The organism is Actinoplanes sp. NPDC051343 (assembly GCF_044455125.1).
In the GTDB taxonomy this organism is placed as follows: Bacteria; Actinomycetota; Actinomycetes; order Mycobacteriales; family Micromonosporaceae; genus Actinoplanes.
Genome location: NZ_JBITEL010000006.1, coordinates 95,357 through 119,917, shown reverse-complemented (window position 1 = coordinate 119,917; position 24,561 = coordinate 95,357). Strand labels below are relative to the sequence as shown.

The following is a 24,561-nucleotide window of genomic DNA, read 5'->3' as shown; positions in this document are numbered from 1 at the left end:
ACTCCGGTCTACTTCAAGGACTGGAGGTAGGCGACCAGGTCGGGCAGGGCCTGGGCGGCCACCGGCTGCGGAGGCATGGCGTTGCCGGGCTTGATGGTCTGCGAGTTGGCGATCCAGCCACCGAGGTGCCCGGCGTCGTTGGGCGCGGCCCCGGCGCCGATGCTCCACCGCGACCCGATGGAGGAAAGGTCGGGGCCGATGGTGCCGGCCGCGGTGGTGCCACGGATGGTGTGGCAGGAGGCGCAGGAACTTTGCTCAAAGACTTGCAGGCCGTGCTGCTGCGCGGTGGTCAACGTTCGGGCCGGTGGCGTCGCGAGCGCGGTGACCCAGCTGTGAAACACGGTTGGCGGCTCGGCGACGACCCGGAACGCCATGAACGCGTGCTGCTGGCCGCAGTACTCCGCGCACTGTCCGCGGTAGGTCCCGGCCTTGTCGGTGTAGAGCCAGGTGGAGTTCACCTTGCCGGCGATCAGATCGGTCTTCGGCATGAGGTTCGGGACCCAGAAGCTGTGCTGGACGTCCGCCGTACGCAGCCGAATCCGAACCGACTCGCCGACCGGAATGTGGATCTCGTTCGCGGTCACCGCGCCGGGCTGGTCGGCGTAGTGCACCTCCCACCACCAGCGATGGCCGACCACGTCGACGGTGACGTCCGCCTTCTTCGGCGGCGACGCCAGCGCATTGAGGTCCTGCAGGCCGAACCCGTAGACGACGACCAGGATCACGAACGGGATCGCCACGCCGAGCACGGTCACCATGCCCAGCGAGTCGCCACCGCGAATCCTCGCGTTCGGGCGTCGCCGCCGCCACACCGCCCAGCCCAGCAGCGCCATGACCTCAGCGAAGACGGCGACCGAGATCCAGAAGAAGAGCCACCACAGGCCTTCGGTGCGCTGCGCCCCGAAGCCGGAGGCATGCAGGGTCGACTGCGACCCACCCGAGCACCCCGCCAGCAGGAGCAGGAGCAGCACGGCCGGAACGCGCCGGTAAGACCGGCGCACGGAACGAACCGGACGTCGTCGCATCAACTCTCCCCTTCGGTTGCGAGGCGCGCTTTCCCGTCCCGGTTCGGGCTAAACGACTCGCGGATCGATCATTTGCGGAGAAGCCGAACCCGAGGGCGGTCAACCTCAGCCGACCCGCCATTGGGCCGCGTCGGTGCCGCGAAAGCTGAGGCCATTGCCCGCTCCCCCGCCCACGGGCGCGGTGCCGCCGATCGGATGGGCCGCACCCTCGAAGAGCATCGCCTCGATCCGGGCGTGGTCGTGGAACCACTCCAGGTGCCGAAGGTTCGCGGTGGCGGCCGCGACGGCAAGATGCTGATGCGGAGCGCAGTGCCCGGACACCTCGAGCCCGTGCGCGGCGGCCACCGCGGCCGCCCGCTGGAACTCGGTGATCCCGCCGCACCGGGTCACGTCGACCTGCAGGCAGTCGACGTACGGCGCCATCCGCTCGAAATAGACCAGGTCGTAGCCGTACTCGCCGGCCGCCACGTCCGGTCGCACCGCGTCCCGGACCACGCCGAGCCCGGCCAGGTCGTCCGAGCTGACCGGTTCCTCGAACCAGCGCACGTCTGCCTCGGCCGCGGCCTGCATCACCCGGATGGCCTGCTTACGCTGATAAGCCCCGTTGGCGTCGACGTAGAGCTCGGCCGCCTCACCGATGGTCATCCGGGCCGCGGCCATACGCGCCAGGTCGCGTCCGACCTCGGTGCCCCCGGACTCCCCGATCTTGATTTTTACGCGGGGTATGCCCTGCTCGTGCACCCAACCGGCGAGCTGCGCGTCCTGGCGCTTGCCGTCGTAGGTGGTGAAGCCGCCGCTGCCGTAGACCGGCACGGCGGTCCGGACCGTTCCGAGCAGGGCGGTGAGCGGCTTGCCCCAGCGACGCGCCTTGAGATCCCAGATCGCGTTGTCCGCCGCGGACAGAGCCAGTCCTCCGATGCCCGGGCGACCGGCGTTGCGCAGGCGCCGCTGCATCGCGACCCAGGCTCCCGGGACGTCGTCCGGGTCCACGTTCTCGACGACATCGGCCAGCAGGTCGGCGACCACGCGCACCGTGGCCGCCGGCCCGTACGTCCAGCCGATGCCGGTGTGCCCGTCCGCGCTCGCCTCGACCAGCACGAGAGTCGTGCTCGACCAGGCGAGGGTTCCGTCGGCCTCGGGCGCGTCGGTCGGGATGGTGTAGGCCGACGCGCTCAGCGCAACCATCGGCGCACACCCCATCCGGCAGCTGCGAGTGCGGCGCCCGCCACCAGGCCGGTGGTCAGTGCGCGGGCCGTCGGCGACGGCGGTTGCGGGCGGTCGGCCCACCGTTGTTCGGGGGCGCCTTGGCCGTCGTCGCCGTGCAGACCGGCGCGCAGCAGCTCGGCCAGGTGAACGCCGCGGCGGCCGCCGGAGTCGCTCTGCTCGACCTGGGTGCGGCAGCTGAACCCGTCCGCCATGATCACATCCGTCGGTTCCGCGTCGCGCACCGCCGGGAGCAACACCCGCTCCGCGCAGGCCTCGGAGACTTCGTAATGGCCCTCCTCGAAGCCGAAGTTGCCGGCCAGCCCACAGCAACCGGAGTCGAGGACGTCCGCCTGTACGCCGGCGCTGGAGAGCAATTTGCGGTCCGCCTCGTAGCCCATGATCGCGTGATGATGGCAGTGGGTCTGGATGTGCGCGGTCCGGGAGATGCGGGGAGGCCGCCATCCTGGCGTGTGCTCCGTCAGCAGTTCGGCCAGGGTGACCGTCTGCCGGCGGAGCCGTTCGACGTCCTGGTCGTCGGGGAAGAGTTCTTCCGCGTCGCTCCGGAACACCGCGGTGCAACTCGGCTCCAGACCCAGGATCAGGGTGCCGGCCCGCAGGTGCGGGCGCAGGATTTCGACCGTACGCATCAGGACGCGCTTGGCGACGTCGAGCTGGCCGGTGGAGATCCAGGTCAGCCCGCAGCACACCTTCTGATCGGGAACCACGACGCGCCAGCCCGCGTGCTCGACCACCTCCACCGCCGCGCGGGCGATGCCCGGATTGAAATGGTTGTTGAACGTGTCCGGCCAGAGCACTACCTCGCCGCGATGGCCGCTGCCGCCCGGAATGTGTTCGGCGAACCACTGCTGGAAGGTCTGACCGGCGAACACCGGCACCTCGCGCCGGGTGTCCACCCCGGCGACTTTCTTGGCCAACCAGGACAGTCCCGGAGCGTGGGCCAACGAGTTGACCAAGCGGGGCGCCGTCGCCGCGACGGCCGCCGCGGCGAGCGGCAGCCAACCCATGGAGTAGTGCGCCCGCGGACGGAGGCGGCCTTCGTAATGGTGTGACAGGAACTCGGCCTTGTAGGTGGCCATGTCGACGTTGACCGGGCAGTCGGCCTTGCAGCCCTTGCAGGCCAGGCAGAGGTCGAGGGCGTCCTTGACGGCGTCGGAGCGCCAGCCGTCGGCGATCGCCCCGCCGCGGATGGTGCCATCGAGCATCTCGAACAGCAACCGGGCCCGGCCACGCGTGGAGTGTTCCTCTTCCTCGGTGGCCATGTAGGACGGGCACATGACCCCGGGTCCTTCGTGCCGGCGGCACTTGCCGACGCCGACGCAGCGCAGCACCGCGCGGCCGAAGCTGCCGTCGTCGTTCGGAAACTTGAAGTGGGTCGCGACGTCGCCGTGGTTGTAGTCGGCGCCCAGCCGCAGCTGGCCGTCGAGCGGGTTGGGCGCGGTCACCTTGCCGGGATTCATCCGGTTGTCCGGGTCGAAGACGGCCTTGAACTGGCCGAACGCGCGGATGAGGTCGTCGCCGAACATCTTCGGCAGCAGCTCACCGCGGGCCTGGCCGTCGCCGTGCTCCCCGGAGAACGAGCCGCCGTAGCGCACCACCAGATCGGCCGCTTCCTCCACGAAGGAGCGGAACTTCGCGATCCCATCCGCACCGGTCAGGTCGAACGGAATGCGGGTGTGCACGCAGCCCTGGCCGAAGTGCCCGTACAACGAAGCCTGCTGATAGCCGTACTCGTCGTACAGACCTTGCAGGTCGCGCAGGTAGTCGCCCAGGTCGTCCGGCGAGACGGCCGAGTCCTCCCAGCCCGGCCAGGTGTCGGCCATCCCCGGAATACGGGCGGTGGCGCCGAGACCGGACTCGCGGATCTCCCAGATCTCCTTCTCGTGTTCCTCGTCGTCGAAGAACACCACGTTGTCGTCGTCGCGCCCGCGGCCGAGGGCGGCCAGCATCGCGTCGGTGGTCGCGTCGGCTTCGTCCTTGTTCGAGCCGCCCATCTGCACCAGCAGGTAGGATCCCTCTTCGGGCAGGAGCTTCAGCGCTTTCGGGTTGAGGTGTTTGCGCTCCTGGAAGTGGATCAGCTTGTGGTCCATGCCCTCGAGAGCGATCGGACGGTGCGGGAGAATCCTCGGCACGTCGTCGGCCGCCGTGGCGATGTCCGGATAGACCAGCATCGCGACGGTTCGAGCCTGCACGATCGGGACCAGCCTGAGCCGTGCCCGCAGCACCGTCACGCACGTGCCCTCGGTGCCGACCAGGGCTTGGGCGACGTGGAAGTTCTTCTCCGGCAGCAGGCTGTCCAGGTTGTAACCGGACACCCGGCGCGGGATCTTCGGATACCGGGTACGGATCTGGGCCAGGTAGTCGTCGCGCAGCTGCCGCAGCTGCCGGTAGATCTCGGCCTTGCGGCCACCGGCCTCGAGGATCTTCTCGTACTCGTCGTCGGGTGTCTCCCCGACCCAGAGTCGCGTGCCGTCGTAGAGGAGCACCTCCAGCTCGACGATGTTGTCGACCACCTTGCCGGTGCGCTGGGCGGTGGCGCCGCAGGAGTTGTTGCCGATCATGCCGCCGAGCGTGCAGTGGTTGTGGGTGGCCGGCTCGGGTCCGTACTCCAGGCCGGTGTCACGGAGCTGGTCGTTGAGCAGGTCGAGCACGATGCCGGGCTCGACCAGGCAGGTACGCCGGTCGGCGTTGACCTCGAGAAGCCGGTGGCAGTACTTCGACCAGTCGATGATCACCGCGACGTTGGTGCACTCCCCCGCGAGGCTCGTGCCGCCGCCGCGCGAGGTGACCGGCGCACCGTAGCGGCGGCACACGGCCACCGCCGCGACTCCGGCCTCGACCGTACGCGGTACGACCACGCCGATCGGTACCTGGCGGTAGTTCGAGCCGTCGGTGGAGTAGGCGCTCCGCGACCCGGCGTCGAAGCGGACTTCACCGTCCACCTCGGCCGCCAGGTCGCGGGCCAGACCGGCGACGTCGACGGCGCCGGTGTCCGGAACATGCACGACGGGGTCCGGAAGCTTCACGGCGGTCATGCGCGCAGCTCGTTGATCTTGTCGCGGACCACCGTCGCTACTGTCGCGACCTTGTGCGGCTGCCCGCGCAGGAACGCCTCGGTGAAGTGCTTGGCCTGGTCGTACTTGATCTTGCCAGGCATCGGTGGCTCGTTCGGGTTGACGTCCACGTCCACCAGCGCCGGGCCGTCGTACGCGAGTGCGTCGGCGATGGCGCCGCGCACGTCACCGGGCTTGGTGATCTTCACGCCGTACGCTCCGCAGCCCCGCGCCCAGCTGGAGAAGTCGGACTCCGGTTGCTTGTGCCGCACCGCGTACTCGGGATAGCCGAGGATGATCTGCTCCCACAGGATCTGCCCGTACGAGTTGTTGTTGTTGACGACCACCTTGATCGGCAGGCCGTTGCGGACCGCGGTCAGAAATTCCGCCATCAGCATCGCGAAACCGCCGTCGCCCACGTAGGCGATGACCTGCCGGCCGGGGAAGGCGTGCTGCATGGCGATCGCGTACGGCAGCCCGGGCGCCATCGTGGCCAGGTTGCCCGACAGGTAGAACTGCCGGTCGCCGCGGATCGTGAAATGCCGTGCCGCCCAGGTCGCGATCGTGCCGGAGTCGCAGGTCATGATCGCGTCGTCGGCGGCCAGCTCGTCGATCACCCCCGCCACGTACTGGGGGGCGATCGGATCGCGGGTCTCGTCCTGCAGCGCCTTCATGTCGGCCCGCCAGGAGTCCATCTCCTTGCGGTACTTGCCCACAAACGACCCGTCCGAGCCGTTGAGCAGCGGCAGCAGCCCCTGTAGGCCCTTCTTCGCGTCCGCGGTGATCGGCGCTTCCACCGGCATCCGCAGCCCGATCAGCGTCGGATCCGAGTCGATCTGCACGACCCGGGCCTTGCCCGGCTCCGGCAGGTACTTCCCGTACGGGAACGAGGTGCCGACCATCAGCAGGGTGTCGCACTCCTCCATCGCCTCCTCGCTCGGCTTCGTGCCGAGCAGGCCCAGGCCACCCGTAGTGACCGGGTGGTCGTCGGGCACCACCGCCTTGCCGGGCAGCGTCTTGACCACCGGCGCACCCAGCTTCTCGGCCACCGCGATCACCTCGTCGCGGGCGTGCAGCGCGCCGGCACCGACCAGGATCACGGGCTTGCTCGCGGCATTGAGCACCTCGGCCGCGGCGCGCAACTCCGGCTCTCCCGGCGGCAGCTGAGCGCGATCGATCGCCGGCATGCTCGCCGGTGGGCGTCCCGGGCCGACATGCCGGTAGGGGTCCTCACCGACCGCCGCCACCTGGATGTCGGTCGGAAAGGTCAGATGGCAGACCGTCTTGTTGGCCAGTGCGTTGCGGATCGCCAGATCGACGACGGCCGGCACCTGCTGCGGGTTGGTGATCATCAGGTTGTACTCGGCCACGTCGGAGTACAGCCGGTCGAGGTGCACCTCCTGCTGGTAGTGGGTGCCGAGCACCGAGGTCTCCTGCATGCCGGTGATGGCCAGCACCGGCGCGTGGTCGAGCTTCGCGTCGTACAACCCGTTGAGCAGATGAATCGCTCCGGGCCCGGACGTGGCCGCGCACACGCCCAGCCGCCCGGTCGCTTTCGCGTACCCGGCGGCCATGAAGGCCGCCGCCTCCTCGTGGTGCACCAGCACGAAGCGAAGCCGGTCGGCGTGCCGTCGGAATCCCTCCATCAGCCCGTTGATGCCGTCGCCGGGCAGCCCGAAAACGGTGTCCACCCCCCAAGCGATCAAGCGCTTGGCCAGGCTCTCGCCCACAATCTCCGGCATTGTCACGTCCCTTCGCTGTCGGTGGGTCGTGGCGGTCCCTACCCGGCGCCCGATCGGCGAAACGGTCGGTCCGCCCGATACGCCAGAGCGCCGATGCGAGTCGATGTTGACCAGCCGGGTAGGTGGTTCAGCTGTCCGACACCGCTGCGGAAGGGACGACGATGGCACCGACCTGGCTCACCGCGCTCGCTTGGGTGGCTCTGGCTCTGGGCGGGCTCTGCGCGGCCGCCATCCTGATCGACATCTACGCCAACGGCTACCGGCAGCGCATGCGCATCATGGAAGCGGTCTGGCCGGTCAACGCGTTGTATCTCGGTCCGCTCGCGATATGGGCGTACGTCCGGTTCGGCCGGCCCCAGACTGAGCGGTGGCAACGCGACCGCGGTGACCCGCCGCCCAAGCCCGGCTGGGCTACCACGACCATCGGAGTCATGCACTGCGGCGCCGGCTGCACGCTCGGCGACATCATCGCCGAGACCGGCATCTTCCTGCTCGGTCTCACGATCGCCGGTGAGGCGATCTGGGTCGAGTTCATCGGCGACTACGCGTTGGCCCTCGCCCTGGGCATCGTCTTCCAGTACTTCGCCATCGCGCCGATGCGGGGACTGTCGCCCGGCAAAGGTCTGATCGAGGCCGCCAAGGCGGACGTGCTGTCGCTGAGCGCGTTCGAAGTGGGCCTGTTCGGGTGGATGGCGTTGATGGCGTTCGTCTTCTTCCCCGGTCCGCACCTGCACCCGGACAGCCCGGCGTACTGGTTTCTCATGCAGATCGGCATGGCTGTCGGCTTCCTGACCGCCTACCCGGTCAACGCGTGGCTGATCCGTCGCGGTATCAAGGAGGCGATGTGACTGCTGGCGGGGCCCAGAGTGGGTAGGGCGGGGACGGCGAAAGGAGAGAAGTATGAGTAAACGCCGAGTGGCCGTGGTGACCGGCGGAACCGCGGGGGTCGGCCGAGCCGTGGTGCGAGAACTCGCCTCCCACGGATGGGATGTCGCCGTGCTCGCCCGCGGGGAGGCCGGCCTGGACGGTGCCGTCCGCGACGTGGAGACGGCCGGCGGCCGAGGGGTCGGCATCGCCACCGACGTCGCCGACCTGGATCAGGTGCGGGCGGCAGCCGACCGGACGGAGAAGGAACTCGGTCCGATCGACCTCTGGGTCAACGATGCGTTCAGCGGCAACCTGCGTTACTTCTGGGACACCCCGCCCGAGGAGTACCGCCGGATCACCGAGGTGACCTACTTCGGCCAGGTGTACGGCACGATGGTGGCGCTGGAACGGATGCGTCCGCGCGACCGGGGCGTCGTCGTGCAGATCGGCTCCGCTCTCGGTTTCCGCGGCATCCCCTTGCAATCCGCGTATTGCGGCGCCAAACACGCGGTCAAGGGTTTCACCGAGTCGGTGATCACCGAGTTGAAGCACACGAAGAGCGCCGTGCGTGTCTGTATGGTGCAACTGCCGGGGGTCAACACGGTTCAGTTCGACTGGAACGCCGACGAGTTCGACCAGCACCCGCAACCGGTCGCCCCCATCTTCCAGCCCGAACTGCCGGCCCGCGCCGTCCGCTTCCTGGCCGACCACCCACGCCGCAACATGTGGGTCGGCTACTCGACCGCCTACACCATCCTCGGCAACCGGGTCGCTCCCTGGTTTTTGGACTGGTACCTGGCCCGCACCGGAGTGCAGGGCCAGCTCTCCGAATCCGATGGTCCCCGCTTCGGGTCGAACGTGTACACGCCGAAGGACGCCCGGGCGGACCGCGGGTCGCACGGCATGTTCGACGACAAGGCCACCGGCCGGGACCCGTGGTCCTGGATCTCCATGCACCGCGACGCGGTCGCCTCGGCAGCTGCAGCCGTCGCGGCCGGCCTGGTCCTGATACGCCGGGCCCGGCGCCGATGAGGTCCGGTCCCTGGGCACCCCTCGGCGAATACGGCGTGATCGGCAACGGACGGACGGTCGCCTTGATCGCCGGTGACGGCCGCATCGACTGGTGGCCGTTACCGGCGCTGGACGCGCCACCGGCGTTCGCCGCCCTGCTCGACCCCGAGCGGGGCGGCTATGTCGAGTTGGCTCCCCGGTCTCCGTTCACCGTAAAGCGTCGCTACCTCGAGGACACCAACGTACTGGAGACAACGTTCCGCACCGCGAGCGGCGAAGTGCGGGTGACCGACGCGCTGACCGTCGGCCGGACCGGGGAACTGCCGTGGACGGAACTGGTCCGACGGGTCGATGGTGCGTCCGGCGAGGTCGACATGGCGTGGACGGTTCGTCCCGGCAGCCGGTTCGAGACCGCGCAACCGTGGATCGAGCAGCGCGAGGACGCGCTGCTCGCACACTGCGGCGACCAGCACATGGCCGTTCTCTGCTTCGACGTCGGAGAGCCACGGATCGGACCGTACGACATCAGCGGTGAGTTCCGCACCGGCCCCGGGAGCAGGTCCACGCTGGCGTTCGCGGCCAACGACGATGGGCCGGTCTATCTACCGCGGCTTCGTCACCTCGACGAACACCTCGAAGCCACCATCGCCTGGTGGCGCGCCTGGGCCCGGGACCTCACCTACGAGGGCCCGTGGCGCGCTGCCGTCCGGCGCTCGGCGCTCGCGCTGAAACTGTTGCAGTACCGGCCGACCGGGGCGCTCGCCGCGGCGGCGACGACCTCGCTTCCCGAGCGTATCGGCGGCGATCGCAACTACGACTACCGCTACATGTGGGTGCGGGATGCCGCCTACACCATCGACGCGCTGCTGCGGCTCGACCTGCACCAGGAGGTCCATGCCGCCGTGACGTTCCTGCTGCGGTGTGCCCGGGCCACGGATCCCGACCTGAAAGTCTTCTACTCGTTGCGGGGCGGCACACCGGACACTCAGGCCACCCTCAACGCGGCCGGGTATCGGGACAGCCGGCCGGTCCGGTCCGGTAACGCCGCCGCGGAACAGACTCAGCTGGGCACGTTCGGCGACCTGTTCGACTCGGTCTGGCGCTACGTACAGGCCGGTCACGTGCTCGACCCGGCGTCGGGACGGCTCCTGGCCGACCTGGCCGACCGGTGCTGCGACCTGTGGCGCAACGAGGACGCCGGCCTGTGGGAGCTGCACGTCAACCGGCACTACACGATCTCGAAGATGGGCTGCTGGGTGGCGCTCGACCGGGCGGTACGGCTGCACGAGGCGGGCCAGATTCCGGTGACCCACCCGCAGCGATGGCGCGAGGAACGCGACGCCGTGCACGACTGGGTCGACCGGAACTGCTGGTCGCCCGACAAACAGTCGTACACCTTCTACGCCGGCAGCGACGACCTCGACGCGGCCACGCTGCTGGCCGGACAGATCGGCTTCGACCGCGGAGACCGGCTCGCCGGGACGGTGGCCGCCATCCGTCGTGAGCTGGCCGACGGCGCACTGGTCTACCGCTACACCGGCATGCGGAAGGCCGAGGGCGCCTTTCTGGCCTGTTCCTTCTGGCTGGTGTCGGCGCTGGCCGCTCTCGGACGCCACGACGAGGCGACGAACCAGATGACCGCGGCGGTCGGGCTCGCCACCGGCCTCGGTCTGCTGACCGAGGAGATGGATCCGGCGACCGGAGAATTTCTCGGCAACCTGCCGCAGGCCCTCAGTCACCTGGCACTGGTCAACGCGGCGTTCGCCCTCGCGCCGGAGCGGTCCGGCGGTCCGGCCGGGAAACGGTGAGCCCGGGCGCGCAGTCAGGACCGGCGGTGGGCGCGGATCGCGAGCCACCACCCCGTCCCGGCCAACGTGGCGGCGACGGCGGCGTCGGTGAGGGCAACCGAGCGCCAGCGACGCGCCGCCAGGGCCAGCCCGACAGCGGTCGTCGCGTGCAGGACGTCGACCACCGCGCCGGCAACCAGGACCCGCGGCGAGGAGGTGACCGCGGTGATCGCGCCCTGAGCGACCTGCCGGGCGCCCAGCACCCGCGCGACGATCAGCGAGCTCTTCGTCGGTCGATCGCCGAAGGCGGAGAGCATCGTCCGGCCGTCGAGCAGCAGAGCGCCGCCCCACGCTGAGCGGGCCAGGGCCGCCGCTCGAGTCAGCGTGAGCGTCGTTCGGTCCATCGGTGGATGGTGTCCTTCCGTCGGTGGTCCGGACGGCGCCCCGGCAGGAGAACAGCCGGGTCACGCCGAGCCGGGTGAGCAGGGTCAGAAGAGGTGCCGGAACGTTGATGGCAACGAGCGTCGTGCCGCTGTGCCCGCCCGCTCGATAGGCGTCCACCAGGGCGCGGACGAGGCGGCCACCGACGGTGCCGACGCCGTCCAGGTCGACGGTAAGGCGTCGGGGGCGTTCCCGTACGGCCATATCGACCATGACGTCGCGGAGCCGGGCGACCGAGTGGTCGTCCACATCACCGGTGACGGTGACCACGGCGTGCCCCCGCGCCACCTGGGTGGTGATCGTCGCCGTCCCGGGGGGCGAGGGAAGGCACCCGGCCTCGCCGTCGAGCTGTTGCCGCAGCGATTCGAGCGTCCGCCGGAGCAGCCGCGAGACGTTCATCTGCGACATGCCGACCTCGGCGGCGATCTGATGCTGGCTCGCCCCGCCGAAGAAGTAGCGGTTCAGGATGTGCCGCTCCCGGTCGGGCAACCGGTTCACCAGGCTGCGCACCGCCAGACGGTCGGCCGCCGAGGCGAGCGCGGGATCCTCGCCGCCGAGGAAGTCCAGGCGTTCGGTGCCCTCCTCGCCCGGCGACACCGGCGCGTTGAGCGAGTCGTAGTCGTAAGCCTTGCCGGCCGCCCACGCCTCATGCACGTCCGCCGAACTGACCTTCAGCTCGGCGGCGAGATCCTCCACGGTCGGAGGGCGCTGGAGCCGCTGGACCAGTGCCACTCGGGCCCGGGCCAACTCGAGATGCCGCTCCTGCAGGCCACGGTCGACGTGGACCGCCCACCCGTGGTCGCGGAAGTGTTTCCTGACCTCGCCCAGCACCGTGGGAATGAGATAGGCGAAGAACGGCCTGCCGACGTTTCGGTCGTATCCGTCGACCGCCTTGACCAGGGCCATCGCCGCGACCTGAGCCAGGTCTTCGCCGGATTGCCCCCGGTTGCGGTAGCGATTCGCCAGGCGGGTCGCGAACGGCAGATTGATCTCGACTATTCGGGCCCGGAGTCGGTCCGCCTGGGCGGGCCCGCTGCTGTCGTCCAGCGCGGCGAACAGCTCAGCGGTCGCCACCTCCGTGGCATCAACGGGGATCCTTTTCGGCTCCCGGACGGCATAGTTGGTGGTCACAAGTCCCCCAGAACGGCGTCGTGGGGCGCGACCGCTCTTGCCTCGCCGGCAAGGGCCGCGCCATGCAGAAGATCGCAATGACTGCCGAGCCGGCCCCGCCGGCTCTCTCCTGCTCGCCCGTCAGGTGGGTTCGTCGAACCCGAGGCGCCGTCGTATCGACGCCGCGTGCGAGTAGCCGGGGCCCGAGTGCCCCGCCGAGGCCGGGCCAAACCTCGCTCGCCACATTTCTTGGGCGACTATCGGGACAGCGTGCCGAGGGTGACGGAGACCGTGGAGACCTTCCCGCCCCGATTGACCCCCACGGACACCTTGTCGCCCGGCTTGACCTTGCGCAACGCGGCATAAACGTCGCCCACCGATTGCACCGGGCTGCCGTTGAAGGACACGATCACGTCTCCGGACTGCACCCCGGCGGTCGCCGCCGGGCTCCCGGACTGGACCTGCCGGACCAGCGCCCCCGAGGTCACTTTCATTCCCAGTTCCTGCGCGACCTGAGCGGTCAGCGTCGTCAGCGTGACACCCAGGAACGGATGAGCCACCGTGCCGTTTCGCAGCAACTGGCCGGCGACGTCCGTGACAGTGCTGGCGGGGATGGCGAAGCCGATCGAGACGGCACCCGCGGACGGCGGGATGTACGCCTCGTTGAGGCCGACCAGGCGCCCCTGCCGGTCGATCAGCGCACCGCCGGAGTTACCCGGGGAGATAGCGGCGTCGGTCTGGATCAGGTCGACCAGGGGCCGGCCGCCGGTGGTCGAGGCGGGGATCTGCCGGCTGACGCCGGAGATGATGCCCTCGGTGACGGTGTTCTCGAAGCCCAGTGGGCTGCCGATGGCCAGGGCAGTCTCGCCGGCACTGGGCAGGTCGGGTCGTACGGTCACGGCCGGCAGGCCGCTGCGCTGCACCTTGACCACCGCTAGGTCGGTGAGATCGTCGGAACCGGTGACCTGACCGGGCACCTTCGTGCCGTCCGCGAACGAGACCTGCACCTGTTTTGCGGTGCCGACGACGTGGGCGTTGGTGACGAGCACCCCGTCACTGCGATAGACCACGCCACTACCCAGGCCTTCGCTGGTCTGGATGGTGACCACTGAGGGCTCGAGGCGGGCGACGACGTCGACGATCGGGTCGGCCGCCGTAGCCGTGGGGTTCGAGGAGCCTGCCGGCGCCCCGGTCTCGGACGCCGTCTGGTGCGTGCAACCCCCGGCAAGGACAGCCACCATGGCCGCGCACGCGGCCGGGCCGGCGATCTTCATGTCTCGTCCTCCCCTAGTGTTTTGGCAGCTCCTTAGCCGTCTGGCGAGGCGGCAAACGGCTGGCCGAGGTGGCGGGCTCGTCGGCGGTGGATCCGAACTCCCGCAGCCATCGGCGACGAGTGCGAAGGATTGGAGCGGGCGGCATCTCACCGGCCAGCCGACGGGCCTCCGCGAGGTCCGAGCGCAGCCGCCGCTGCACGGGCCCGCTCGTGCGCTCCAGCAGGTCGCGGTAGGTGTCCAGGACGGCCGCAGCCGTCATGTGCTGCTGGGATTCATGGGCCGCGCCGAGGATCGCGTACAGCACGTCGAGGGCCTGGTCGAGGTCGGTGTCCGGGTAGACGATCGCCAGAGGCACGTCGCCGGATCCCGGCGGCGCCTCGTCGATCAGGCGTCCCACCAGGTCGCGAAGGACATGCAGCGCCCGCCGCGCGATCTCCGGGTTCTGCTTGGCGGTCGACGCGCTCGTCCAGGCGATGTTGCCGATCTCCGCGATGCCGGTGCCGGCTTCGCTGCCCACGTCGGGCTCTGGGCCGATCAGGACCGCCGCACGAACCTCGTCGGCGAGGCGGCGCGCGTCCTCGGGATCGTCGTCGCGGACGGTGGCTATCCGGTCGCCGAAGGCCACCGGGTGTCCGAGCGGAACCCAGAGCTGGATCTCCGCGCTGGGGATGTGCCGCAGCGCGTCGGTGAGCCGCGACAGATCGATACCTACCACGTATCCGGTGGTCTTCGCCCGGTAGCTCGCCGAAACCGGGTGAACGCTCCGCTCCGTACGGCGGGTGCGACAGATGATCTCGGCCTCGCGGGATCGTCCGGCCATTGCGCGGTCGTGGATCTGGCGCAGCACGTTCTCCGGTCGCATCTGACTGACGGTCGAATAGACGAGGGCGAGCAGGCAGGCCAGCGCTCCGGCGGTGAGCAGGGTCGCCAGAGCCGCGCCGAGAACCGGTGGCGTGTCGCTCTGCACCGCCACCAGCACCACGTACGCATAGAGCGTCAGGCCCAGGAAGAAGCCGAAGAAGGCCTGATTGGACCGGCGTCGCATGAACTGGTCGAAGACGACCGGGGACAGGGTGCTGGCGGTCTGCTGGACGGCGAGCAGGAGTACCGAGAAGGTGATCGAGGTGACGGTCACCAGCCCGGTGGCGATCGCCTGCAAAGTATTGGTGGCTGCCTGCTGACCGACGAAGTGCTCCAAGCCGTGCCGCATTCCCTTCAGCGATCCGGCGTGGCTCTGGTCGATCAGGATGGATCCGATCGCGAGCGCCAGAAATAAGGAGATCACCAGCAGGGGCACGGCCGCGAACTCGCGCAGCGCCTGCCGCAGACGGCGCCGGGCACGGAGTGTCGGCGTGTCGGCGCCCGCGTCCGGACCGCTTCTCGCCACGGCAATCGACCTCCATCATCGAGACGTCGGCACCCGCCGAACGGTGAGGGTGGGCCGCCGGCGGCGCGACATCGGCGATTTCAGCCGGACAGCACGGGAACAGGCGGGTGACCCCCAGACGGCGTAACAGCCGGAAGAAGGTGTCCGGAACTCCCGTCACCAGGAACGTCGCCCCGGCGTGTCCCGCGGCCCGGTAGCCGTCTACCAGTGCCCGGATGACGTGGGTGTCCGCCGATCCGAGGCCGCGCAGATCGACCTCGACCCGCGGGGCGTCCCACCGGACTGCCGCGTCCACCAGGTGGTCGCGCAGGACGTGAGCAGCGTTCCGGTCGAGGTCGCCGCTCACCGCGACCCGCGCTCCCGCCCGGCCGGTGTGAACGATGACCCCCGGGCACCGGTCGGCATCCGGCGGCGCCGCGACGGTCCGGCCGTCGAGATCGGCGCGCAGGTCGCGGACGATTCGTCGCAGCAGTCGGGAGACGTTCATCTGCGACATGCCGAGTTCGCCGGCGATCTCCTCCTGGGTCGCGCCGCCGTAGAAATACCGGGTGACGATGCGGAGATCGCGGTCCGGCAGCCGGGCGAGCAGATCGCGCAGGGCCAGCCGGTCGCACAGGGAGGCGAGGTCCGGGTCGTCGGCGACGATGAGATCCTGGCGCTCGACGCCGTCGTCCGCGCCGCCGACGCTCGCGTTGAGCGATCCGACGTCGTACGCGGTTCCGGCCGCCCACGCCTCGATGACCTCGTCCTCGCTCCACCGCAGGACGGCGGCAACCTCGCCGGTCCGCGGCGAACGGCCCAGGCGCTGGGTCAACTCGGTCGTGGCGCCGGCGACCTGCAGATGTCGCTCCTGCAGACGCCGGCCGACGTGCATCGTCCAGCCCTTGTCCCGGAAGTGCCGCCGGAGCTCGCCCAGCACGGTCGGCAGGAGATAACCGAAGAACGGTTTTCCCAGCGCGGGATCGTAACCGTCCACCGCCTTGATCAGGCCCAGGGCGGCGACCTGGGCGAGGTCGTCGTCGTCCTGCCCGCGGTGCCGATAGCGGCGGGCGAGCCGGGTCGCGAAGGGCAGATTGCGCTCGACGACCTCTGTTCTCATCCGGCGCCGGTCCCGCGGTGGGGTGGACGGGTCGTGCATCGCTGCGAGCAGCATCGCGCTGATCCGCTCGGTCTCGTCCACCGGGTGGGTGACGGCCGGCCCGGCGGCCCGCGTCTCCGCGACGCGAGCATGCTGAGATGCCACTACCGCCTCCAAGCCACAACAGCACGAACGGCGCCCGCTGCATTAGCGGGGCGCTCATGCGGATCAGAACGGGAAGGGACGATCCGGCGGCTCGCCGGGCGACCTGCGCCCGGGGCTCAGCGGGACGTCCGAGCTCCGTCGTCAGGTGGGTTTCGTCGGCCCGGGCGCCGGGTTCTGGACGCCGCGATGGAAGCTCGGGAGGCACCTGCCCGCCTCGACGACGGCGAAACTCGTTGCCGTGTTGCATCGATCACTGGCGACGGACACGCGGAAGGTCCGCGACGACGAGCCGTCGCGGACCTTCCTGATGTGATTCAGCGACCGCGACGGGCCGACGGGTCCCGAGAGCCGGCCGTGAGAATCGCCGCGGCGGCGATGCCGAGCAACGCGATCACGCCACCGGTGATGACGTTGTTGAGCACGATGCCGACACTGCTGTCCGTCTGCTGGATCACCCACTGCGACACCACGATCCAGGCGCCGATCGCCGCCGTCGCCCAGCTCAGCCGGACCATCCGGGCCGGCATCAGGGTCAGCCCGAGGGCGACCACGGCGACGGCGATGCCCAGGATGAGATCGTTGAGCATCACGTCCGGGGCGGTGACGTTGAAGTGGATCACCCAGGGCGAGATCGCCAGCCACAGCCCGGCGAGCAGCACCAGGCCGTCGGTGATCACAGCCGGCCCACTGGCCGATGCTCGCTCGTAGCGCTCCTGCATCTCCATGAGATCAGGATGATTCGCCATCGCGAAACGAGATGTTTCAGTCATCTTTCTCACCTCCTGTGAGGATGGGACGAAGCTGGCGTACCCAGCGGGCCGCGAGTTAGCAGTCGCCGATCGCTACGCCCTGAGAAACCGGGTACGGCCAGGGTCATGAGGAATAACCGACGAATCACGAACACCTTCATCGGGCTTCTCGGCCCGGCCGCCCTGGCGGGATGCGCTTCTCATCCGAACCCGAGCAGCTATCACGCCGGCGTGCTGGGCACCAACGCCCGCGCCGGCGCAGTGCAGCTGCTCAGCGTGCACGTCGACGCGCCACCGGATTCCACCTATGCGGCCGGTGCCGACGCGGTGGTCTGGCTGACGCTCCGCAACGGGGCCGACCAGCCCGACACGCTCGACTCCGTCACCAGCCCGGTCGCCGGCAAGACCGAGATCCGATGGGACGACAACTGCGACGGGCGCTACACCACCGTCGGTCAGCTGATTCTGCAGCCAGCCGTTCCGCTGCACGAACCAGGCCCCTCCGCGGTCCCGGTGTTCGACGCCTATCGGCTGCGGCTCGTCGACCTCCAGCGTCAGGTGCTCGCCGGCACCACCGTCCCGATCACCTTCCGCTTCCAGCGGGCCGGATCGGTCACGGTGAACGTCCCCGTACAGCCCAGTGTGCCGCGGGCCGAACCCAGCACCCGTTGCGTGCCGGGGCCCTCGAGCACCGCTCGGCCGGGCGTTTGACGTCCGAGCACCGGGGCAGGAACCGTCTATTTCCGCAGCGGAGGGGGACGGACCCATGCTGGAGTTCCTGCGCGAGCTACGCACCAACGCGGTCGTCACCCGGGTAGCAGCCATCGCGGCGATCGGCGGCTTCCTGTTCGGCTACGACACCGGCATCATCTCCGGCGCCCTGCTCTACATCAAACGCGACTTCCACGCCGGTCCGCTCGAGCAGGAAGCCATCGTCTCGGTCCTGCTCATCGGCGCCGCCGCCGGGGCGCTGCTCTCAGGCTGGCTGGCCGACCGGATCGGCCGCAAGTACACCAAAGTGATCTCCGGCTCGGTGTACGTCATCGGGGCACTCGGCTGCGCCTTCGCGGTTAACGCGCCGATGCTCATCGGGTTCCGGGCACTGCTCGGGTTCGCCGTCGGCACCGCCTCGTTCGTCAGCCCCATGTACATCTCCGAAGTCGCCCCGCCCAAAGCCCGCGGCGGACTGACCTCCTTCAACCAACTGGCCGTCACCACCGGAATCGCAGTGGCCTATCTGGTCGACTACGCCTTCAAAGGAGTCACCGGGGACTGGCGCTGGATGCTCGGCATCGCCGTCGTTCCGGGCGCTGCCCTCGCGGTCGGCATGCTGACCGTGCCCCGCACCCCCCGGTGGCTGCTCGAGCAGGGAAAGGATGACGACGCCCGTAAGGCACTACACGTTCTGCGGTCGGGCACCGACACCGATCCGGACGAGGAACTGGACAAGATCCGCACCAGTTCCCAGGAGGCGAATCAGACGTCGATCCGCGACCTGGTCGCTTCTCCGGTCCGTAAGCTCCTGGTCGTCGGACTCGGCCTGGCGGTCTTCCAACAGATCGTCGGCGTCAACACCGTCATCTACTACGCGCCCACCATCCTGCAGGAGACCGGCCTGGGCGCCGGCAACGCGATCACCCAGACTCTCACGGTCGGCCTGACCAACGTCGTCTTCACCATCGCCGCGATCCTGCTGCTCGACCGCGTCGGACGCCGGCCACTGCTGATCAGCGGCACCGTCGTCGCCGGCATCGCCCTCCTCGGGCTGGCCGCCTACTTCGGCTTCGGCACGCTGCGCGACCACGCGCCCTGGCTCGCCCTCGGCAGTCTCCTGCTGTTCATCGCCGGCTACGCCATCGGCCTCGGCCCCGTCTTCTGGCTCATGATCAGCGAGGTCTTTCCGCAGCGGCTCCGCAGCCGGGCCATGAGCGTCACCACGATCGCCAACTGGCTCGCCAACTTCGCCGTCTCGGCGACCTTCCTGACCCTGGCCGGGGCCATCACCCAGCAGGGCATCTTCGTCCTGTACGCCGCCATGGCGGCGGCCGCCGTCGCCTTCTTCGCCTGGCGGGTGCCCGAGACCAAAGGACGGTCCCTGGAAGAGATCCAGCGCGACGTCGGCGGCCACGACGAGCCCGCCGCGAGTTCCTCTTGACCGGGCTCCGGTCAATCGGACGGCGTCTGCTGATGGATCACGAGCCGCCGGCCCTCGGGCCGAAGGCAGTAGATGCTGGAGACAGTCGCACGGTAGCGCGGCTCCAGGGCACGCTGTGCGGTGACGTCGTAGATCAGCGCCACGGCGCCGTCGAGGTGCACGACGCGGCGCCTTACCAGGTCGTACCACTGCCAGGCAGGCACGCCGTCCCAGGACGTGAGCGTCTGCTCCCGGTCGAGCACCGCGCCGGGCACCACCACCACGGCGTTGTCGGCGAGCAACTCACCATAGAACTCCCGGCCTCGGCCCTCGCTGAGAGCCGCCCAGCCTCGGAGCTCGAGATCCCACAACTCATCCGCGTTCTTCTCCGTCATGCCGGCCCCCTACCCCGGCGGGCCCGGACCGACACCGTGCCGCCTCGGGCGGCACGACCGGAACGGCTCGGCCCCGGTCAGCTCTTCGCGATCGCGAACGATCCGGCCACGGCGACCAGGTAGAGATCCGGCGTTGTGGACGGAACAACAGTCCAGCCGCGTAGACCAGGGTGAGCAGAACGGCGACCGCGGTGAGGTAGATGTCGGTGATCTGCGCCTGCGGAAGCACGCGCATCCCGGAGAGCAACGTCGCCACCAGGAAGAGCACGGGCAGAAACGCGTTGCCGCCGAAGATGTCGCTCATGGCCAGCTGATAGTCGCCGTTACGGACCGAAGCGAGGCCGGTCGAGACCTCGGGCAGCGAAGTGGCGGCGGCGAGAACAGTGGCGCCGAACAGCACGCCGGACAGACCGATATGGCTGGCGATCGCGTCGCCACTTCGCTCGAGAAACACGCCCGCAACCAGCGTGACCAATGCTGCCGCGCCGAAGATCGCCGCCGACTTCCCGGTGCTGGTGCCGTGCTGGGTTGCTTCCTGCTCGCGGTTCTGCCGACTGTGGCCGCGCGGCGGGTCCTGATTGTCCGGCGCTTCGCCCGACTCGTGCCAGGGTAACGACCGGCCCGCGCGGCGCAGCAGCAGGAGGGCGCCGACCCACAACAGTGTGATCAGCACCGGGCCGGGTGTCAGGCGCAGGGTGATCAGCCAGGTCGGGAGTTGCGCCCTGGCGACCACCACGCTGAGCACGGCGACAAACCAGTCCTGCCTCCAGCACCAGCACCAGGGACGCCGCGCGATAGGTCAGCGGCTTGCCACCGCGCACGCCGAAGGCGTCCAGAACCACCAGGACGACGGTCTGGATGGCGATGCCGCCGAGGATGTTGCCGACGCCACGCCGACATTGCCGGCCGCCGCGGCGATGAAGATCAACACCAGCCACGGCACGCCAAGTCCTGACATGAAATCTCCTTGATGATGGTGTCGAGCCGGATCAGGCGTCCTCGCGGTCCGGGCTCTCGAGCCGGAAGAACGTGCTCGGCCGGCCGTCGGAGCGCTCCTGCTGGTACAGGAAGTTCAGTCGGCGGGCGTCGAACGTCGCGAACCAGTCCTCCCAGCTGACGTGGCGCAACCGGTCGGCGTCACCGCCGAAGTCGAACCGCAGCACTCCCAAGTGGTCGCCGTGTTCAGTTCCCTCCACCGTGGCCGGTACGCCGCCACGCTCCTCGGCCCACTCGCGGATCACCGCGTGGCTCGTCGTGACCAGGCTGCGCCCCGGCCGCTCCGGCTCCGCGTCGGTCGACGTCACCTCCTGGGAATGCTTGACGGACTTCGAAGTCTGCTCGCCGGTGCGGGCGCGCCCGCCGTCCGGCCCGTCGTCGCCGGTCGGCTGCCGTTGCTCGTCCGCAGACGAGCGGTGCGCCTCCGAGATGGCGTCGACGAGTTCCTCCTTGCGCTTGCCCGACGGCGCGGGGACGCCCTCCGCACGGGCTCGATCCCGCAATTCACCGACCTTCATCTCCCGCAGTTCGGTCTCGCTCAGGTCGGGCGTGTCCGGCGTCTCGTTCGACATGTCACCCTCCGTTGATCACGTTTACCCGGCGGCTTGCGTACCCGGATCAGGCCGCCGCACACCGTGTCCCCTCCCGGGGACCGCAGGCGACGCCGGCCACAGGGGAGATTCGTCGGCCCGGGCCGAACGCCCCGTCGCCGTCTTGCGGTCCCGCAAGCGAGTCGGGATCGCCCGGCCCGGGTTTCGCGCGCCGGCGGCCGTGACGCGGCTACTGCGTGGCGGAACAGTAGGCGACGCGGATGTGCGAGCAAGACCGACGCTTCTTGGCGAGGAGAACAGATGGTGACGACACCACCCAGCACACCGCCGCAGGAGAGCAGCGATGAGGCCACCGACGAGCAGCTTGCCCTCGCCCGGCGCCAGGGCGATGCCTACGGCCAGGCGCTGCAGGCGATGGCGGACGAGGACGGTGCAGCGGTCCGCCCCGCCGGCGAATACCTCGTGGCCTTCGTCAACGAGGAGGCCGAGGGAATGTAGGCCCTCGAGCACGACTGGTTGGTCTGGCGAGAGGACGCCGAGGACGCCAATTCGCACCTCGACGTAGCCGTGGCCGACGCCGTCGACGGCCGGTTCGTCCCGGCTCTCGACGTCCACGTCGAGATGACTGATGGACCGCTTCCTTCGAGAAGGTGACGTTCGCGAACGGACGCAAGCCGAGCCCGGACGCCCGTCTGCGCGGCGCCGACGCTCCCACCGCCGGCTGAACTGCCGTCCGTACGTGTCTGGGATCCCGGCGACAGCGGTCCGGGCGGCCTCGTCGCCCGGACCGCCGCATCCGTCTACTGACCCCGTCGCCCACCGGGCGGTCGGCCGATTCTTCACAAACGCCCAACGGTCTCGTGCCAAGCTCGTAACTTGAGGCGTAGCGGCCGCGAAAGCGGTCAATCATCAGGGCAGGTGGCGCAACACGCGGATGCGGAGGTGGCGCTGATGCATGATAAACAACGCTTCCCCGATTCAGGTCGGCGGTTCGTCCTCATGGCGCTGATCGGCTGCCTGGCGACGGCCGGTTGTCACTCCTCGCCCGAACCCCCGTCTCCGCACCTTCCGTCGGCACCGGGACCGTCCGGCGTCCTCGTGGACACGATCGCGGCGCGGCGAGTCGGCGACCGGCTCACCACGACCGCCGCGGTGACATCGGTCCTGGCACTCCGCGCGTTCGTCATCGGCGACGCCGACCTGCCGGACCGAGGACTCCTGGTCCTGGGCGGGCCGCCCGGAGGCGTACGGGAATCGAGTCTCGTCACGGTTTCCGGAGTGATTGATCGGTTTGAATTCGATCGGTTTGCCGACAGGTACGGACTTCAGGATCCCCGCCGGTACGACCGATTCACCGATCACAAGATCATGCTTGCCGAGGACGTGCATTCCTGGCGATGACCAGCGGGCTCGACAGCCGTGGACCGACAACTCGTCACCGGTTCGCGTCGACGGCCAACCTGTTGCTGACGTCGCGGACGTCCGGCACCGACCACGCGATCCGGTGCGCCAGCAGACGTAGCTCCTCGGTGACCACGGACCCGCACAGCATCACGACACCGTTCTGCACGCGTACGGTGATTTCGTATCCTCGCCGGCCGAGAACTGCGAGCAGGCAGACGGCCGCTCGCCGGAGAAGCCGGTCGTCGGTGACGGTGGCGCCGGCTGCGCCCGGGACGGGTTCGTCCGGCGGTCCGGGACAGAATGGGATCATCGACCACACCTCCGTGGGATGACGCGGTCCGTACCCCGCCGGGAGCCGGGCAGTCTGATGGGCGGCCGCGCAGTGGGTAAGCATGGATTCCGGGAGTCAACCGCGGCCCGAGCCGCGACCCGCCGGCCATGGAGCGATCATGTCGAGTCTCGAGTCGGCGGCGCCGTCCTCCGCGACAGGGCGACGCCCGCATTGGTGGTGGACCATTCCGGCCACGACATTCCTGCTCGGCATCCTTCTGGGTGCCGGGCTGATGACCATCGCCGGTTACGGTCCGGAAACGGCCGGTCGGGGCGCTGCCACCGCCGATCCCACCCCGTCGTCCCCGGCGCAGCGGGTGGTTCTTCCGGCCAGCTGCAGGCAAGCTCTTGAGCAGGCCAAGACGGCCGTGTCCACAGCTCAGGAAGCGGTCGACGCCGTGCGCCACCTGCAGACCGGACGACTGCAGCGGCTGCTCGACGAGCTGGAGAAGGCGCGCCGGCAGCTCGATGCCACGACCGACCGCTGTCACCAGGCCACCGCGGCGGTGGGCTGAGTCGAGATCGCGGTTACCGTCGACGTCCGTCCACTGGGGATCTCCCGATCGAGCAGTTGCCGGCTCCGGGCAACGGGACTCGCGAGGTTGACCGACCGGAACCGGGTTCACCGGCGAGTCCGGCGCGTGGGATACCGGGCCACTGCACGAGAACAGCCGGGCGACGCCGAGCCGTCGCAGCAGGGCCAGCAGCGGCCCGGGCACGTTGACGGCGAGCAGGACCGTGCCGCTGTGCCCGCCGGCCCGATAACCGTCGACCAGGGCACGCGCCGTGGCGGCCCCCGCGGCGCCGACGTGCCGAAGGTCGACGATCAGCCGCCGCGGCCGGTTCCGGACGGCCGCGTCGACCAGGACCTCACGAAGTCGTGCCGCATCCGCCTCCTCCATGTCGCCCCGGACCCCGATCACCGTTGCGCTCGCACCGGACGTGTGGGCCCGGATCGCCGCTCCGCCGGCGGCCGGCGGCATCTCGGTCCGCCCGCTTCCGGACTCGTCGTCGACGAGGCCTTCGCGAAGCTCGCGCAGGACGCGACGCAGCAATCGCGACACGTTCATTTGGGACATGCCGAGCGACCGGGCGATCTCGTCCTGGGTGACGTCGCCGAAGAAGTAGCGCGCGATGACGTACTGCTCGCGGTGCGGGAGCCGACGCAGCAGCTCCCGCACCGCCAGGCGGTCGCTGGCCGAGTCCAGAGCCGGATCGGTGGCACCGATCAGTTCGATCCGTTCCCCGGAGTCGTCGTCGCCCCCGACGGTCGCGTTCAGCGAGCCGACCGCGTACGCCGTGCCGGCGGCCCGAGCCGTCCGCACGTCCTCCTCGGTGCGGCCCAGTGCCTGGCCCAGTTCGGCGTCGGTTGGCGGGCGTCCGAGTCGTTGAGCGAGGGCCACGCCGGCCCGGGCGGTCTCCAGATGAGCCTCCTGCAGACGGCGCGAGACGTGCAGGCCCCAGCACCGGTCGCGGAAGTGCTTCTTGAGCTCGCCGAGCACGGTCGGCACCAGATAGCCGAAGAACGGTTTGCCTCGCCGCGGGTCGAAGCCGTCGACCGCCTTCACCAGAGCCAGAGCGGCGACCTGACGCAGATCCTCGGACGGCTGTCCACGCTGCCGGTAGCGGCCGGCGAGGCGGGCCACGAAAGGCAAGTTGATACGGATGATCTCGTTGCGGATGTGGAGACAATCTGGTTCCCCGGTCGACGGGTCGTGCAGGCGGCGGAACAGTACGGCGGTGGCCGCATCGGCCTCCTCGCCGGTCGCCGGTGGTGGTGAGCAAAGGACAACGGTGTGCTGAAGCATCGCGGACGACCCCCGGAGGACAGCCCGGCA

Annotated in this window: 21 protein-coding genes and 3 pseudogenes; 9 read left to right on the top strand and 15 right to left on the bottom strand. The window is 69.6% G+C overall.

The features are described 5' to 3' along the window. Window positions 1-8: 8 nt before the first annotated feature. From coxB to ACIA5C_RS20715, 4 genes are all read right to left on the bottom strand, one after another. Window positions 9-1,001 carry a cytochrome c oxidase subunit II gene (coxB, locus tag ACIA5C_RS20730; protein ID WP_396056880.1) on the bottom strand — a complete coding sequence of 331 codons (993 nt, stop codon included), beginning with the start codon at window positions 999-1,001 and terminating at the stop codon, window positions 9-11. 129 nt (window positions 1,002-1,130) lie between these two features. Then, the gene (locus tag ACIA5C_RS20725; protein ID WP_396056878.1) at window positions 1,131-2,210 is read right to left on the bottom strand and encodes an enolase C-terminal domain-like protein; all 1,080 of its coding nucleotides are present in this window, start codon (window positions 2,208-2,210) and stop codon (window positions 1,131-1,133) included. Further along, window positions 2,198-5,284 (bottom strand): FAD-binding and (Fe-S)-binding domain-containing protein, encoded by a 3,087-nt coding sequence (locus tag ACIA5C_RS20720; RefSeq protein WP_396056876.1) that lies wholly within the window; start codon window positions 5,282-5,284, stop codon window positions 2,198-2,200. Before ACIA5C_RS20720 ends, ACIA5C_RS20725 begins: the two co-directional genes overlap by 13 nt. Further along, the gene (locus tag ACIA5C_RS20715) at window positions 5,281-7,044 is read right to left on the bottom strand and encodes a thiamine pyrophosphate-dependent enzyme (protein WP_396056874.1); all 1,764 of its coding nucleotides are present in this window, start codon (window positions 7,042-7,044) and stop codon (window positions 5,281-5,283) included. The genes ACIA5C_RS20720 and ACIA5C_RS20715 overlap by 4 nt, the downstream gene beginning before the upstream one ends. 161 nt (window positions 7,045-7,205) lie before the next feature. On the opposite strand from ACIA5C_RS20715, the gene ACIA5C_RS20710 reads away from it, so the two are divergent. From ACIA5C_RS20710 to ACIA5C_RS20700, 3 genes are read left to right on the top strand one after another with little or no spacing between them, the layout of a single operon-like run. Next, on the top strand, window positions 7,206-7,892 hold the full coding sequence (locus tag ACIA5C_RS20710; RefSeq protein WP_364095484.1) for a DUF4396 domain-containing protein: 687 nt from the start codon (window positions 7,206-7,208) through the stop codon (window positions 7,890-7,892). Between the two features lie 52 nt (window positions 7,893-7,944). Next, a complete protein-coding gene (locus tag ACIA5C_RS20705; RefSeq protein ID WP_364095487.1) occupies window positions 7,945-8,943 on the top strand; it encodes an SDR family oxidoreductase in 999 nt (332 codons plus the stop codon). Further along, a complete protein-coding gene (locus ACIA5C_RS20700; protein ID WP_396056871.1) occupies window positions 8,940-10,730 on the top strand; it encodes a glycoside hydrolase family 15 protein in 1,791 nt (596 codons plus the stop codon). The genes ACIA5C_RS20705 and ACIA5C_RS20700 overlap by 4 nt, the downstream gene beginning before the upstream one ends. Before the next feature lie 14 nt (window positions 10,731-10,744). Here the strand turns inward: ACIA5C_RS20700 and ACIA5C_RS20695 are convergent, their stop codons facing one another. From ACIA5C_RS20695 to ACIA5C_RS20670, 6 genes and pseudogenes are all read right to left on the bottom strand, one after another. Next, window positions 10,745-11,113 (bottom strand): hypothetical protein, encoded by a 369-nt coding sequence (locus ACIA5C_RS20695; RefSeq protein WP_396056869.1) that lies wholly within the window; start codon window positions 11,111-11,113, stop codon window positions 10,745-10,747. Between the two features lie 100 nt (window positions 11,114-11,213). Then, window positions 11,214-12,224, bottom strand: a pseudogene (locus tag ACIA5C_RS20690) (SigB/SigF/SigG family RNA polymerase sigma factor); the annotation flags it as partial. 293 nt (window positions 12,225-12,517) lie between these two features. After that, window positions 12,518-13,534, bottom strand: a complete 1,017-nt coding sequence (locus ACIA5C_RS20685; protein ID WP_396056867.1) for a S1C family serine protease — start codon at window positions 13,532-13,534, stop codon at window positions 12,518-12,520. Between the two features lie 13 nt (window positions 13,535-13,547). Beyond that, window positions 13,548-14,921 (bottom strand): DUF2254 family protein, encoded by a 1,374-nt coding sequence (locus ACIA5C_RS20680; RefSeq protein ID WP_396056864.1) that lies wholly within the window; start codon window positions 14,919-14,921, stop codon window positions 13,548-13,550. Between the two features lie 97 nt (window positions 14,922-15,018). After that, window positions 15,019-16,020 (bottom strand): annotated as a pseudogene (locus ACIA5C_RS20675) (SigB/SigF/SigG family RNA polymerase sigma factor); the annotation flags it as partial. A 458-nt stretch (window positions 16,021-16,478) separates the two neighbouring features. After that, window positions 16,479-16,934 (bottom strand): SPW repeat protein, encoded by a 456-nt coding sequence (locus ACIA5C_RS20670; RefSeq protein WP_364095500.1) that lies wholly within the window; start codon window positions 16,932-16,934, stop codon window positions 16,479-16,481. A 105-nt stretch (window positions 16,935-17,039) separates the two neighbouring features. On the opposite strand from ACIA5C_RS20670, the gene ACIA5C_RS20665 reads away from it, so the two are divergent. Next, window positions 17,040-17,624, top strand: coding sequence for a copper chaperone PCu(A)C (locus tag ACIA5C_RS20665; protein WP_396056862.1), 585 nt, complete (start codon window positions 17,040-17,042; stop codon window positions 17,622-17,624). Between the two features lie 55 nt (window positions 17,625-17,679). Next, window positions 17,680-19,068 (top strand): sugar porter family MFS transporter, encoded by a 1,389-nt coding sequence (locus ACIA5C_RS20660; protein WP_396056860.1) that lies wholly within the window; start codon window positions 17,680-17,682, stop codon window positions 19,066-19,068. A gap of 11 nt (window positions 19,069-19,079) precedes the next feature. Here ACIA5C_RS20660 and ACIA5C_RS20655 read toward each other — a convergent pair whose 3' ends face one another. Further along, a complete protein-coding gene (locus ACIA5C_RS20655) occupies window positions 19,080-19,442 on the bottom strand; it encodes a hypothetical protein (RefSeq protein WP_364095509.1) in 363 nt (120 codons plus the stop codon). Next, entirely contained in the window at window positions 19,420-20,115 is a 696-nt protein-coding gene (locus ACIA5C_RS20650; protein ID WP_396056858.1) for a sodium:calcium antiporter, read from the bottom strand. The genes ACIA5C_RS20655 and ACIA5C_RS20650 overlap by 23 nt, the downstream gene beginning before the upstream one ends. A gap of 22 nt (window positions 20,116-20,137) precedes the next feature. Between ACIA5C_RS20650 and ACIA5C_RS20645 the strand changes: the two genes are divergently transcribed. Further along, window positions 20,138-20,413 carry a hypothetical protein gene (locus ACIA5C_RS20645; protein ID WP_396056856.1) on the top strand — a complete coding sequence of 92 codons (276 nt, stop codon included), beginning with the start codon at window positions 20,138-20,140 and terminating at the stop codon, window positions 20,411-20,413. Between the two features lie 18 nt (window positions 20,414-20,431). Here the strand turns inward: ACIA5C_RS20645 and ACIA5C_RS20640 are convergent, their stop codons facing one another. Then, window positions 20,432-21,010, bottom strand: a complete 579-nt coding sequence (locus ACIA5C_RS20640; RefSeq protein ID WP_396056854.1) for a Rho termination factor N-terminal domain-containing protein — start codon at window positions 21,008-21,010, stop codon at window positions 20,432-20,434. Window positions 21,011-21,289: 279 nt separating this feature from the next. On the opposite strand from ACIA5C_RS20640, the gene ACIA5C_RS20635 reads away from it, so the two are divergent. Beyond that, on the top strand, window positions 21,290-21,487 hold the full coding sequence (locus ACIA5C_RS20635) for a hypothetical protein (protein ID WP_396056852.1): 198 nt from the start codon (window positions 21,290-21,292) through the stop codon (window positions 21,485-21,487). A gap of 453 nt (window positions 21,488-21,940) precedes the next feature. After that, window positions 21,941-22,390 (top strand): hypothetical protein, encoded by a 450-nt coding sequence (locus ACIA5C_RS20630; protein WP_396056850.1) that lies wholly within the window; start codon window positions 21,941-21,943, stop codon window positions 22,388-22,390. A gap of 34 nt (window positions 22,391-22,424) precedes the next feature. On the opposite strand, the gene ACIA5C_RS20625 is transcribed toward ACIA5C_RS20630, so the two are convergent. Continuing rightward, entirely contained in the window at window positions 22,425-22,703 is a 279-nt protein-coding gene (locus tag ACIA5C_RS20625) for a BON domain-containing protein (RefSeq protein WP_396056848.1), read from the bottom strand. Window positions 22,704-22,842: 139 nt separating this feature from the next. Here ACIA5C_RS20625 and ACIA5C_RS20620 point away from each other — a divergent pair, with 139 nt between their 5' ends. After that, window positions 22,843-23,238, top strand: coding sequence for a hypothetical protein (locus ACIA5C_RS20620; protein ID WP_364095527.1), 396 nt, complete (start codon window positions 22,843-22,845; stop codon window positions 23,236-23,238). Between the two features lie 207 nt (window positions 23,239-23,445). Here ACIA5C_RS20620 and ACIA5C_RS20615 read toward each other — a convergent pair. Continuing rightward, window positions 23,446-24,531: pseudogene (locus ACIA5C_RS20615) on the bottom strand (sigma-70 family RNA polymerase sigma factor); the annotation flags it as partial. Window positions 24,532-24,561 lie beyond the last annotated feature (30 nt).